Annotated in this window: 13 protein-coding genes; 7 read left to right on the top strand and 6 right to left on the bottom strand. The window is 64.5% G+C overall.

Features of this window, described 5'->3' with window-relative positions; translation table 11 throughout:
- Nucleotides 1-37: 37 nt before the first annotated feature.
- Genes ACE3S9_RS07595 through coxB form a run of 4 tightly spaced genes read right to left on the bottom strand, consistent with a single transcriptional unit; the run spans nt 38 to nt 3,766 of the window.
- Nucleotides 38-199 carry a hypothetical protein gene (locus ACE3S9_RS07595; protein WP_374545840.1) on the bottom strand — a complete coding sequence of 54 codons (162 nt, stop codon included), beginning with the start codon at nt 197-199 and terminating at the stop codon, nt 38-40.
- Between the two features lie 3 nt (nt 200-202).
- Nucleotides 203-1,129, bottom strand: a complete 927-nt coding sequence (locus tag ACE3S9_RS07590; RefSeq protein WP_374545839.1) for a heme o synthase — start codon at nt 1,127-1,129, stop codon at nt 203-205.
- Between the two features lie 54 nt (nt 1,130-1,183).
- The gene (ctaD, locus tag ACE3S9_RS07585; protein WP_374545838.1) at nt 1,184-2,878 is read right to left on the bottom strand and encodes a cytochrome c oxidase subunit I; all 1,695 of its coding nucleotides are present in this window, start codon (nt 2,876-2,878) and stop codon (nt 1,184-1,186) included.
- A gap of 48 nt (nt 2,879-2,926) precedes the next feature.
- The gene (coxB, locus tag ACE3S9_RS07580) at nt 2,927-3,766 is read right to left on the bottom strand and encodes a cytochrome c oxidase subunit II (protein WP_374545837.1); all 840 of its coding nucleotides are present in this window, start codon (nt 3,764-3,766) and stop codon (nt 2,927-2,929) included.
- Between the two features lie 431 nt (nt 3,767-4,197).
- On the opposite strand from coxB, the gene ACE3S9_RS07575 reads away from it, so the two are divergent.
- The 4 genes from ACE3S9_RS07575 (at nt 4,198) to ACE3S9_RS07560 (ending at nt 7,157) form a co-directional block, all read left to right on the top strand.
- A complete protein-coding gene (locus tag ACE3S9_RS07575; RefSeq protein ID WP_374545836.1) occupies nt 4,198-4,731 on the top strand; it encodes an invasion associated locus B family protein in 534 nt (177 codons plus the stop codon).
- 128 nt (nt 4,732-4,859) lie between these two features.
- Nucleotides 4,860-5,996, top strand: coding sequence for a glycine cleavage system aminomethyltransferase GcvT (gene gcvT, locus ACE3S9_RS07570; protein WP_374545835.1), 1,137 nt, complete (start codon nt 4,860-4,862; stop codon nt 5,994-5,996).
- A gap of 15 nt (nt 5,997-6,011) precedes the next feature.
- A complete protein-coding gene (gene gcvH, locus ACE3S9_RS07565) occupies nt 6,012-6,389 on the top strand; it encodes a glycine cleavage system protein GcvH (protein WP_374545834.1) in 378 nt (125 codons plus the stop codon).
- 21 nt (nt 6,390-6,410) lie between these two features.
- Nucleotides 6,411-7,157: a tRNA-uridine aminocarboxypropyltransferase gene (locus ACE3S9_RS07560; protein WP_374545833.1), complete on the top strand. Its 747-nt coding sequence runs from the start codon at nt 6,411-6,413 to the stop codon at nt 7,155-7,157.
- Here ACE3S9_RS07560 and ACE3S9_RS07555 read toward each other — a convergent pair.
- Nucleotides 7,137-7,571: a DUF2809 domain-containing protein gene (locus ACE3S9_RS07555; RefSeq protein ID WP_374545832.1), complete on the bottom strand. Its 435-nt coding sequence runs from the start codon at nt 7,569-7,571 to the stop codon at nt 7,137-7,139. The genes ACE3S9_RS07560 and ACE3S9_RS07555 overlap by 21 nt on opposite strands.
- A 101-nt stretch (nt 7,572-7,672) precedes the next feature.
- Here ACE3S9_RS07555 and rlmN point away from each other — a divergent pair, with 101 nt between their 5' ends.
- Nucleotides 7,673-8,896 (top strand): 23S rRNA (adenine(2503)-C(2))-methyltransferase RlmN, encoded by a 1,224-nt coding sequence (rlmN, locus tag ACE3S9_RS07550; protein ID WP_374545831.1) that lies wholly within the window; start codon nt 7,673-7,675, stop codon nt 8,894-8,896.
- Nucleotides 8,897-9,010: 114 nt separating this feature from the next.
- Here rlmN and ACE3S9_RS07545 read toward each other — a convergent pair whose 3' ends face one another.
- Complete coding sequence (locus ACE3S9_RS07545) at nt 9,011-9,454, bottom strand: organic hydroperoxide resistance protein (protein ID WP_374545830.1); 444 nt, start codon at nt 9,452-9,454, stop codon at nt 9,011-9,013.
- Between the two features lie 137 nt (nt 9,455-9,591).
- Here ACE3S9_RS07545 and ACE3S9_RS07540 point away from each other — a divergent pair, with 137 nt between their 5' ends.
- The gene (locus ACE3S9_RS07540; RefSeq protein WP_374545829.1) at nt 9,592-10,686 is read left to right on the top strand and encodes an ATP-dependent RecD-like DNA helicase; all 1,095 of its coding nucleotides are present in this window, start codon (nt 9,592-9,594) and stop codon (nt 10,684-10,686) included.
- Between the two features lie 266 nt (nt 10,687-10,952).
- On the top strand, nt 10,953-11,601 hold a 649-nt coding region (locus tag ACE3S9_RS07535; RefSeq protein WP_374545828.1), incomplete at its 3' end, for a MaoC/PaaZ C-terminal domain-containing protein.

The raw sequence follows: 11,601 nt of genomic DNA, 5'->3' as shown, positions 1-11,601 counted from the left end.
CTCGGGTCTTGCGCGGGCCGGGGGTGGCGCTCATGGCTCAATCCGGCCGCAGGAAGACATGCGGACCAAGCCGCACGATGGTGATGGCGTAGAAGATCACGACCAGAGCGGCCACGGCGAGGCCTATCGCGATATTGCGCTGGCGGCGGCGTTTTTCCTGCTCGGGCGTGAGCGGCTTGTAAAGGATTTGCGTCGGCATGGCTCAGGCTCCCAGCCAGATCGCGGTCAGGCGTTCGACCACCAGAACGGCGAAAAGCGTGAAGAGATAGAGGATGGAAAAGCCGAAATTGCGCAGCGCGGTCTTGCGGGCGACATCGCCCTCGCGGCGGGAATAAACCGCATAGCCGCCGAGGATCATGCCAAGGCCCCCGACAACCGAGGCGACGCCATAGGCCGGCCCGGCATAGCCGAGGAGCCAGGGCAGGACGCCGACGGGGGCGAGCAGCAGGGAATAGAGCAGGATCTGCAGGCGGGTGGCGTCGGCGCCCCAGACATTGGGGGCCATCGGCACGCCGGCGCGGCCGTAATCCTTGGCCTTGACCAGCGCCAGCGACCAGAAATGCGGCGGCGTCCAGACGAAGATCAGGGCGAACAGCAGCAGGCTCGACAGGTCGAGCGAGCCGGCGCCGGCCGCATAGCCGACCATCGGGGGCAGGGCGCCCGCCGCGCCGCCGATCACGATGTTCTGCGGCGTCGAGCGCTTCAGCCACATCGTGTAGACCACGACATAATAGAAGATGGTGAAGGCGAGCAGACCAGCGGCGAGCCAATTGGCGGCGAGACCCAAAGTCAGCACGGCGAAGGAGGCCAGCACCAGGCCGAAAGCCAAGGCCTCGTCGCGCGCCATGCGTCCGGCGGGGATCGGGCGGGTTGCGGTGCGGGCCATCAGGCGGTCGATATCGGAATCGTACCACATGTTGAGCGCGCCCGAGGCCCCGGCGCCGACTGCGATCGCCAGCAGGGCGATCGCGCCGATCACCGGATGGGGCGGATGCGGCGCCATCAGCAGGCCGGCCAAAGCCGTGAAGACCGACAGCGACATGACGCGCGGCTTGAGCAAGGCGACATAATCCGACGGGCTGGCGCCCGAGGCGGATAGGCCGATTTCGCTTTCGCTGACTAGGCTCATGAACGTTTCATTTCATTCCGGATCGATCGGGGCGCGGCGCCGCGCCCCGACGGGTCAATGGCTCGTTTCGGCGAAATGCGGCAGGTCGTTGAACTGGTGATAGGGCGGAGGCGAGGACAGGGTCCATTCCAGCGTCGTCGCGCCCGGTCCCCACGGATTGTTCCCGGCAGCGACCTTGCGGGCGAAGGCGTCATAGACGCAGTAGAAGAAGATCAGCATCGAGCCGCCGGCGATGAAGGAGCCGATCGACGACACTTCGTTCCACAGATGGAAGGCGTCGGGATAATCGATATAGCGGCGCGGCATGCCGGCGAGGCCGAGGAAATGCTGCGGGAAGAAGGTGAGGTTGATGCCGGTGAACAGAACCCAGAAATGCGCCTTGGCCAGGGTCTCGTTGTACATATAGCCGGTCATTTTCGGGAACCAGTAGTAGAAGCCCGCGAAAATGGCGAAGACCGCGCCGAGCGACATGGTGTAGTGGAAATGCGCCACGACATAATAGGTCTCGTGCAGCGCGCGGTCGACGCCGGCGTTGGAGAGCACCACGCCGGTGACGCCGCCGACGGTGAACAGGAAGATGAAGCCGATCGCCCAGACCATCGGCGCGCGCAGCGAGATCGAACCGCCCCACATGGTCGCGATCCACGAGAAGATCTTCACGCCGGTCGGCACCGCGATCACCATGGTGGCGAACACGAAATAGCGCTGGGTGTTGAGCGACAGGCCCACCGTATACATGTGGTGCGCCCAGACGATGAAGCCGACGAAGCCGATCGCCACCATGGCGTAAGCCATTCCCAGATAACCGAAAATGGGCTTGCGCGAGAAGGTCGAGATGATGTGCGAGATGATGCCGAAGCCCGGCAGGATCAGGATATAGACTTCCGGGTGGCCGAAGAACCAGAACAGATGCTGGAACAGGATCGGATCGCCGCCGCCCGACGGGTCGAAGAAGGTGGTGCCGAAATTGCGGTCGGTCAGCAGCATGGTGATGGCGCCGGCGAGCACCGGCAGCGACAGCACCAGCAGGAAGGCCGTGACCAGCACCGACCAGGCGAACAGCGGCATCTTGTGCAGGGTCATGCCCGGCGCGCGCATGTTGAAAATGGTGGTGATGAAATTGATCGCGCCGAGGATCGACGAGGCGCCGGCGATATGCAGCGACAGTATGATGAAATCCATCGCCGGACCGGGCGCGCCGGCATTGGAGGAGAACGGCGGATAGAGCACCCAGCCGCCGCCGAAGCCCTTCATGCCGGGCGAACCCTCGAAGAACATCGACATCAGCAGCAAGGAGAAGGAGGCCGGCAGCAGCCAGAACGAAATGTTGTTCATGCGCGGGAAGGCCATGTCCGGCGCGCCGATCATGATCGGGACGAACCAGTTGCCGAAGCCGCCGATCAAGGCCGGCATGACCATGAAGAAGATCATGATCACGCCATGGGCGGTGATGAACACATTGTAGAGATTCTTGCCGGCGTCGACTCCCATCGCCGGATCGGCGCCCTGCAGGATATGGGCGAGGCCCGGGAAGATCTGGATGCCGGGATACATCAGCTCGGCGCGGATCGCCATGGAGAGCAGCCCGCCGATCACGCCCGCGATGATCGCGAAGATCAGATAGAGCGTGCCGATATCCTTGTGATTGGTCGAGAACAGATAGCGCCGCCAGCCGGTCGGGTGGTCGTGCGCCTCGTCATGCTCGGCGTGGGCTTGGAAATGGGCGTCGCTGGCGGACATTCTCGTCATCCTTGAATCGGGGCGTCGGACGGGCCGCGCGCGGCGGCCTCGCGAAAATCAGCGTGCGGCTTCCGCGTACTGGTCGTGCTGCGGCATGGCGGCGTATTTCTTCTTCGCCTGGGCCAGCCAGTCGGCATAGTCCTGTTCGGACACCACGCGGAAGGCGATCGGCATGAAGGCGTGGTCCTTGCCGCAGATCTTGGAGCACTGGCCGTAATAGATTCCGGGGCGCTCGGCCTGGAACCAGGTCTCGTTGAGGCGGCCCGGCACGGCGTCGATGCGGATGCCGAAGGACGGAATGGTGAAGGAATGGATCACGTCCGAGGCGGTGACCTGCAGCCGGATCTTCTTGCCGACCGGAACCACGGCCTCGTTGTCCACCGAGAGCAGGCGGATCTGGCCCTTGGCCGGGTCGATCTGGTCGTCGGGAATCAGCAGCGAATCGAAGCTGAAGCCGCCGCCCTGGTCCTTGGGATAGGCATAGGACCAGTACCATTGGTTGCCAGTGACTTTGATCGTCACGTCGGGCTGCGGAATGATCAGCTGATGCGCCAGCAGCCGGAAGGAGGGGATGGCGATGAAGACGAGAATCAGGACCGGGATGACGGTCCAGGCCACTTCCAGCAGCGTGTGATGGGTGGTGCGCGAGGGCGTCGGATTGGCGTTCTCGTTGAACTTCATCACGACATAGATCAGCAGCGCCAGCACGAACAGGCTGATGACGATGATGATCGGCAGCAGGATTCCGTTGTGGAAAGCGTGGATTTCGTCGGCGATCGGCGAATTCGCGACCTGCATGCCGAGCGCGCCCGGCGCGGGCCGGCCGTCGCCGGGCGCCTGTTCGGCGAATGCGGCCGCCGGGGCGAACGCCGCCAGCGCGCCGCACAGGGCGGGCATTCCGCGCTCCGCGACATGTGATAGGCCTTTGCGCCCCGCGGCGCGCAAAAGGACTGAAAACGCCGGCACGACGCCGGGCCGCGAAAAAGTCTCGCGCATGATCTGATGCACTCCCCGGAAACGCGTCCGATGTTGATCCGCGTTCTCCCACCTTGATGGCGGGATTGTTGTTTGAGGCCAGCCAAACATAAAGTTTCCCCCAGATCAATATCTCTTGAGCGCCGCCGCCAAGCTTTCGCCGTAATCCTGCCTCGGGCCGCGCTCGGCGCTTGACAGCGGCGGCTCTTTTGGTAGGCCTGTCCTGCGCGGATTTTTCACGCGGGGCCGCGTCGCCCCGCGTGAAAAATCCGAGCGAAGCCGGAGCCGGATCGACGGTTTGACCGGATCGCGGGCGCCGAAAAGGGCAAGTCGCGAGGCAAATCGGAGGAATTATGGCGTTCGACGGCAACGGCTCGACAAAAGCCGGCAAGGTTCTTCACGCGATCCTGTTCGCTGTGCTGCTGAGCTTCGGATTCGGCGCCGGTCCCGTCGCCGCCCAAGGCGTGGTCAAGGCCAAATATGGCGATTGGGAAATGCGCTGCGAAACGCCGCCGGGCGCCGCCCGCGACCAATGCGCGCTGATGCAGAGCGTCGCCGCCGACGACAAGCCGAATGTCAATCTTGTCGTGATCGTGCTGAAGACGGCGGATGGCAAGAGCCGCCTGCTGCGCGTCATCGCCCCGCTCGGCGTGCTGCTGCCCTCTGGCCTCGGGCTGAAGGTCGACCAGGTCGACATCGGCCGCGCCGGCTTCGTGCGCTGCCTGCCGTCGGGCTGCGTCGCCGAAGTGGTGATGGAGGATAAGCTGCTCGAACAATTGCGCGGCGGAACCACCGCGACCTTCATCATTTTCCAGACGCCTGAGGAGGGCATCGGCATTCCGCTGACGCTCAACGGCTTCAAGGACGGTTTCGACAAGCTGCCCTGACCGGGCGGCAAGCGAGGCCCCAGAGGACGCGAATGTCCGGGGCGGATATGTCTTTGGGCGTTTGAAAGGCCGGAGCGGCGAATCGCCCGCGCTCCGGGCGAGGTTGGGCGAACTGGCCGGAGGGGCGCATGACGTCGGAACTCGAACAGGCTCCCGCACGCACGCCGCTTTACGCGCGCCATATCGCGCTGGGCGGCCGCATGGTCGAATTCGCCGGCTACGCCTTGCCCGTGAATTACAGCAAGGGCGTGCTGGCGGAACATCTCCATACCCGCGCGCACGCCGGCCTGTTCGACGTGTCCCATATGGGCCAGGCCGTGCTGTCCGGCCGCGACGCCGCCAAAAAGCTGGAAAGTCTGCTGCCGGGCGATATCGTCTCGTTGGAGCCGGGGCGCATCCGCTACAGCCAGTTCACCAATGAGCAGGGCGGCATTCTCGACGATCTGATGGTGACGCGGCTGGCGCCGGACGCCAAGGGCGAGCGCCTGTTCCTGGTGGTCAATGCGGCCTGCAAGGCCGCGGATTTCGCCCATTTGCGCGCCAGATTGCCGAGCCTGCGGCTGGATATTCTGGAAGACCGCGCCTTGCTGGCTTTGCAGGGGCCCTCGGCGGCCGAGGTCCTGGAGCGCCATGTTCCCGGCGTGTCCGCGCTTAACTTCATGGCGCAGGGCGTGTTCCGCTGGCGCGACGCGGAATTGTTCATTTCGCGCTCGGGCTATACCGGCGAGGACGGTTTCGAAATTTCCCTGCCGGCCGACGCCGCGCGGCCCTTCGCCGACCTCCTGCTGCTGGAGGACAATGTCGAGCCGATCGGCCTCGGCGCGCGTGATTCGCTGCGGCTTGAAGCCGGGCTCTGCCTCTATGGCCATGACATCGACACGACCACCAGCCCGGTCGAGGCGGCCCTCGCCTGGTCGATTTCCAAAAGGCGGCGCGAGGAGGGCGGCTTTCCCGGCGCGGCCCGAATCAAGCAGGAGCTGATCAGCGGGTTGACGCGCCGGCGCGTCGGCCTCGCGCTCGAAGGCAAGGCGCCGGCGCGCGAGGGCGCGGAAATCGCCAATGCCGAGGGCGTGGTGATCGGCCGCGTGACTTCGGGCGGTTTCGCGCCCTCGCTCGGCCGCCCCGTCGCCATGGGCTATGTGCCGCCCGCCTTCGCGCTGGAGGGGACTTTGGTGAACCTGATCGTGCGCGGCAAGCCCCTGCCGGCGCGGGTCGTCGCCACGCCCTTCGTCCCCAGTCGCTATCATCGTCCCGCCAAAGCCTGATTTCCGGAGTTTCTCATGGCCGAAACCCTGTTCACCAAGGATCACGAATATATTGTCGTCGAAGGCGATATCGGGCGCGTCGGCATTACCGATTTCGCGCAGGGCCAGCTCGGCGACGTGGTCTTTGTCGAATTGCCGGAAGTCGGCGTCCGGCGCGCCAAGGGCGAGCAGACGGCGGTGGTCGAAAGCGTCAAGGCGGCGAGCGAGGTCTATGCGCCCCTCGCCGGCGAGGTGGTGGAAATCAACGAGGAGCTGGCCGACAATCCCGCTCTGGTCAATGAAGACGCCTATGGCAAGGGCTGGTTCTTCAAGATCAGGATCGCCGACGCCGGGGAATTGTCCGGCCTGCTCGACAAGGCCGCCTATGACGCTTTGCTCGCCTCGCTCGCCTGATTTTTCGCGCGGGAGCATGGCGTGAGCGAAGCTGACGAACCTTTGGCTGCTCCGGCGGAGCCGGTTTTGTGCCCGCATTGCGCCAAGCCGGACGCTTTGTGCGTCTGCGATTCCGTGGCGCCGGTCGACAATCGCGTGGCTTTGTTGATTCTCCAGCATCCGCAGGAGCAGGATCGGCTGTTGGGCACGGCGCGGTTGGCCCTGCGCGCCCTGAAGAACGCGCAATTGAAGATCGGCCTGTCCTGGCCGAGCCTGGGCAAGGTGTTGGGGCGCGAGGCCGATCCCGCCCAATGGGCGATCCTCCATCTCGGCGCCGCCCATGCGAAAGACCTGCCAAAAGACCGCGAATTGATCGTGCTCGACAAGAATGGCGCGCCGCTGCCGGATCAGGACCGGGCGCTCGCCGGGCTGAAGGGCGTGGTGATTTTTGACGGCTCCTGGGCGCAAGCGAAAACCCTGTGGTGGCGCAATCCCTGGGTGCTCAAGGCGCGGCGGCTGGCGCTGAATCCGCAGCGGGCCTCGCTCTATGGCAAATTGCGCCGCGAGCCGCGCCGCGAGGCGCTGTCGACCATCGAGGCGGCTGGGCTGGCGCTGAGTCGGATCGAGGGACGGCCCGAGATCGAATCGGCCCTTCGCAAAAGCTTTTCCACCATGCTGGAAAAATATCGCGCCGCGCTGGCTTCGGGCGCGGTCAGTCCGCCGGCCCCAGCGCGAAAAGGACGCCCGCCGCGGCGGCGGATCAAAAAATCAGCGCCGCCGCCCGCGTGATTTCTTGCCGAAGGGCAGGCGCAGCCCGCCGCTCGCCAAAGCGTCCAGCCCGAGCGCCGCAGCCAGGCCGGCGGCATAAGCGAGGAAATTGGTCCAGGAAAACAGCCGTCCGATCAGGCCGGCGCCGAACGACGTGAGCCGGAGAATATCCAGCGCCGGCGTGTGGCTCAGCTTGGAAAATTCGATCGCGGCGCACACCACCGCCGCCACGATGAGAATTTGCTGGCGCGGCCGCGACCGCAGCAGGAGCGCGATGACGAAATAAATCGCCGCCGCCCAGCACGCGCCCCCGGCCATGCGGATTTCGTAAGCCGACAGGCCATACGCCGCGCCATAACGCCGTATGGCGATCGTGGCGGCGACAAACAGCACGAGGGCCATGAATCGGCGGAAGGGCGGCGCGGCGAAGTTCATGCCGCTGTGTCGCGAAAATCTGCGCCTGGCGCAATCGGTTTCCCCGGCCGCCGTCTTATGATAATGTAGAATATCCCGTTTTACTTACCCCCTAGGACGCCATGACCCTGGCCGACGAGGCCGCGCAGCAGAGCGCGCCCGCCCCCATCGCCGTTTTTCCCGCGAGCCGGCCGTCGCTCGTCGGCCTCACGCGCCCCGCGCTGGCGGAGGCCTTGCGCGCGATCGACACGCCCGATCGCGAAATCCGCATGCGCGTCGCCCAGCTCTGGCATTGGATCTATTTCCACGGCGTCCGTGAATTCGACGCCATGCTCAATGTCTCCAAGGTCATGCGGCAGAAGCTCGCCGAGCATTATTCGCTGACGCGGCCGGAGGTGATGGAAGAGCAGGTTTCGACCGACGGCACCCGCAAATGGCTGATCCGCATGCCGCCGGTCGACCGGCTGGAGGCTTCCCGTTCCTTGGGCGCGGAAGTGGAATGCGTCTATATTCCCGAGGCCGATCGCGGCACGCTCTGCGTCTCCAGCCAGGTCGGCTGCACGCTCAACTGCACCTTCTGCCATACCGGCACGCAAAGGCTGGTGCGCAATCTCTCGACCCAGGAGATCGTGGCGCAACTGATTGTCGCTCGCGAGCGTTTGGGGGATTTTCCCGGCCTGACGCCGCCCGATAACGGCCTGATTCCCTTCGGAGAAGGTGTGCGGGCGGTGTCGAACATCGTCTTCATGGGCATGGGCGAGCCGCTTTATAATTTCGAAAATGTCCGCGACGCGGTGGATGTTCTCTCGGACGGCGAGGGCCTGTCTTTGTCCAAGCGCCGCATCACGGTTTCGACCTCGGGCGTCGTGCCGGAGATCGAGCGCCTTGGCGCGGAGGCCGGCGCGGCTTTGGCCATTTCGCTCCATGCCGTGCGCGACGATCTGCGCGACAGGCTGGTGCCGCTCAACAAGAAATATCCGATCAAGGACCTGTTGCAGGCCTGCCGCGACTATCCCGGTGTCTCCAACGCCCGGCGCATCACCTTTGAATATGTGATGCTGAAGGGGGTCAACGATTCCCCGGCCGAGGCGCGCGAACTGGTGAGGCTGCTCAAGGGCATTCCGGCGAAGATCAATCTGATCCCGTTCAATCCCTGGCCGGGCGCGCCCTATGAATGTTCGAGCTGGGAGACGATCGAGAAATTCTCCGACATCGTCTTCAACGCCGGTTACGCCAGCCCGGTGCGCACGCCGCGCGGCCGTGACATCCTCGCCGCCTGCGGCCAGCTCAAGAGCGAGACCGAGAAGCTGCGCGCCCGCGCGAGGCTAGCGGCGGAGTTGGAGTAAGGCGGTCTTACCTCACGCCGTCATTGCGAGCGAAGCGAAGCAATCCACCGCTCAACCTGCTGAATGGTTGCATGGATTGCTTCGCTTCGCTCGCAATGACGTATTCGTCCTTTGTCAGGCGCCTTCGATATCCAGATGGAACGGGATATTGCCCCGTGTCGCATGGCTGTAGGGGCAGACCTTTTCATGCGCCTCTTCGACGATCTTGCGCAATTCGGCGGTCGGCACGCTGTTTGATTCGACCTTCATCGTCACCGCAATGCCGAAACCGCCGCCTTCGCGCGGGCCGACTTCGACCTTGCAGGTCACTTTGGCGTCCGGAATCTTGACCTTGTGCTGCGAGGCGACGAAATCCACCGCGCCGCCGAAACAGGCGGCATAGCCGGCGGCGAACAGATGTTCCGGCGTGGTCGTGCCGGGCAGGCCCGGTCCGCCCATGCCCTTGCGGACGGACAGATCGACGCTCACCGAGCCGTCGTCGGTCGCTGAATGGCCGTTGCGGCCTCCGGTGGAATGGGCCAGAGCGGATTCCAGCGGCTTGATCGTATAGGCGGCCATGTCGTTCTCCCTGATTGGGGTCGGCCGTTGCTAAACGTCCGACCAGACGGCGCGGTTCGCGGCAAAGCGTAAAAGCTTTCCTTCCGTACCGACGTTCTATAAAGGTTCTCTCATTTCCGGAACCATCGGGCAGCAGAATGGATTGGTCCGCGCAACAGGACAAGGCGCTCATTGCGGTCGCCGACTGGATTTCCGACGCGGGCGGCCCGCAATTGTTCCGGCTGTTCGGCTATGCTGGCACCGGCAAGACCACTCTGGCGCGCCATATCGCGGAAAATGTTGACGGCGAGGTGCAATTCGGCGCCTTCACCGGCAAGGCGGCGCTGGTGCTGCGCGAAAAGGGTTGCGGCGAGGCGCGCACCATCCATTCCATGATCTACCGGCCCAAGGATCTCGACAGCGAGGAGCCGAGTTTCGTCCTGAACGAGGACAGCCCGGCCTCCAAGGCCAGCTTGATCGTGATCGACGAATGCTCGATGGTCGACGAGGAGCTGGGCCGCGATCTGCTCTCCTTTGGCAAAAAGGTGCTTGTGCTCGGCGATCCGGCGCAATTGCCGCCGGTCAAGGGCGGCGGCTTCTTCACCGAACAGGAGCCGGACGTGATGCTGACCGAGGTCCATCGCCAGGCCGCCGACAATCCGATCGTGCGGCTGTCGATGCAGATCAGGGCCGGCGAAAGGCTCGCCTTCGGCGATCATGGCGCGATGCGGGTGGTGTCGCGCAAGGACATCGACGCCGAACTGGTGAAAGGGGCCGATCAGGTTCTGGTCGGGCTGAACAAGACCCGCCGCGCCTATAACAAGAGGCTGCGGGAGCTGCTCGGCTTCAAGGCTGAACTGCCGGAAGTCGGCGAAAAGCTGGTCTGCCTGCGCAATGACAAGACCAAGGGCCTGCTCAATGGCGCGATCTTCCGCGTCCACAAGGCCGGAGGGGTGCGTCGCGCGCGCTATCGCATGAGCCTGACCAGCGATGAGACGCCCGGCGGAAAGGCGATCCGCGTCGGCGTGCTGCCGGCTCTGTTCGACGGCAATGAGGAAAGCCTGTCCTACGCCCAGCGCCGCGAGTCCGACGAATTCGATTACGGCTATGCGCTCACCGTGCACAAGGCGCAGGGCTCGCAATGGGATGAGGTCGTGCTGTTCGACGAAAGCTGGGCCTTTCGCGAGAACCGCGAGCGTTGGCTCTATACCGGCGTGACCCGCGCCGCGAAAAACCTGACCGTGGTGGTCTGAACGAAAAGGCCGCCCGTTTTGGCGTCCGGGCCAGTTCCGCCCGCCATGCGCCTCAAAATTCAATCGCGCGCGACTGAAGACTTCATTGGAATGTCATCTTGTCTGGTCTATATTGCGCCGCAATAAGGCGGCGCTCGGCGCCGCGCCGGGGCGTAAATGGCGTAACCAGAACGCAAAAGTCGTGTGAGCGCCCCCGCCGCGCGGCGGCGGATATGGCGGCGCGGCGGCGGTCTGGACGGACCCTTCATCCAAGCGCGAGACGATCCATGAAATCGGTCAAGACCATTTCCAACACGACCTGGGCGCAATTGAAGGTCGGCGACACGGCCTCGATCGAGCGCGGCTGCTCCGACCGTGACCTGCTGCTGTTCGCGCACATGTCCGGCAACACCAATCCGCTGATGCTTCCGCCCACGGAGGGCGCGCCGGCCGTCGAGACGCCGATCGCGCCGTCGATGTGGGTCGGATCGCTGATTTCCGCCGTGCTGGGCAATATTCTTCCCGGACCGGGCACGCTCTATCGCGCCCAGAATTTCGAATTCGTCAATCGCGTCCATGTCGGCGACCGCCTCCGCGTGACCGTGACCTGCCGCGAGAAGCGCGAGGAGCCGGTCGCGGTGTTCGAGACGGTCGTGGTCAATGCGAAGGGCGAGCCGGTTTGCAAGGGCACGGCCATCGTCAATGCGCCCACGCAGCATGTCGAGATCGCCGAGCGCGAATTGCCGGCGCTCATCATGGAGGAGAAGGAGCAGTTTCCCCATCTCCTCGCTTTGGCCAGCCAGTTGCCGCGCCTGAAAACCGTGATCGTCTGCCCGGAAAACCACAATTCGCTCGGCGGTCCGCTGCTCGCGGCCGAGCACGGGCTGATCGAGCCGATCTTCATCGGCGACCCGGAGCGCATCGCCAAGGCGGCTC

It is taken from the genome of Rhodoblastus sp. (genome assembly GCF_041915505.1).
In the GTDB taxonomy this organism is placed as follows: Bacteria; Pseudomonadota; Alphaproteobacteria; order Rhizobiales; family Beijerinckiaceae; genus Rhodoblastus.
Note: the sequence above shows the minus strand (reverse complement) of the source record. Positions and strands in the feature narration are given on the sequence as shown.

What these genes read in the sequence shown, in the direction of transcription:
- gcvH (WP_374545834.1), top strand. Translation starts at nt 6,012, where the DNA reads ATGGCCGAAACCCTGTTCACCAAGGATCACGAATATATTGTCGTCGAA.
- gcvT (WP_374545835.1), top strand. Translation starts at nt 4,860, where the DNA reads ATGACGTCGGAACTCGAACAGGCTCCCGCACGCACGCCGCTTTACGCG.
- ACE3S9_RS07545 (WP_374545830.1), bottom strand. Translation starts at nt 9,454, where the DNA reads ATGGCCGCCTATACGATCAAGCCGCTGGAATCCGCTCTGGCCCATTCC.
- coxB (WP_374545837.1), bottom strand. Translation starts at nt 3,766, where the DNA reads ATGCCCGCCCTGTGCGGCGCGCTGGCGGCGTTCGCCCCGGCGGCCGCA.
- ACE3S9_RS07575 (WP_374545836.1), top strand. Translation starts at nt 4,198, where the DNA reads ATGGCGTTCGACGGCAACGGCTCGACAAAAGCCGGCAAGGTTCTTCAC.
- ctaD (WP_374545838.1), bottom strand. Translation starts at nt 2,878, where the DNA reads ATGACGAGAATGTCCGCCAGCGACGCCCATTTCCAAGCCCACGCCGAG.
- ACE3S9_RS07540 (WP_374545829.1), top strand. Translation starts at nt 9,592, where the DNA reads ATGGATTGGTCCGCGCAACAGGACAAGGCGCTCATTGCGGTCGCCGAC.
- ACE3S9_RS07590 (WP_374545839.1), bottom strand. Translation starts at nt 1,129, where the DNA reads ATGAGCCTAGTCAGCGAAAGCGAAATCGGCCTATCCGCCTCGGGCGCC.
- rlmN (WP_374545831.1), top strand. Translation starts at nt 7,673, where the DNA reads ATGACCCTGGCCGACGAGGCCGCGCAGCAGAGCGCGCCCGCCCCCATC.
- ACE3S9_RS07595 (WP_374545840.1), bottom strand. Translation starts at nt 199, where the DNA reads ATGCCGACGCAAATCCTTTACAAGCCGCTCACGCCCGAGCAGGAAAAA.
- ACE3S9_RS07555 (WP_374545832.1), bottom strand. Translation starts at nt 7,571, where the DNA reads ATGAACTTCGCCGCGCCGCCCTTCCGCCGATTCATGGCCCTCGTGCTG.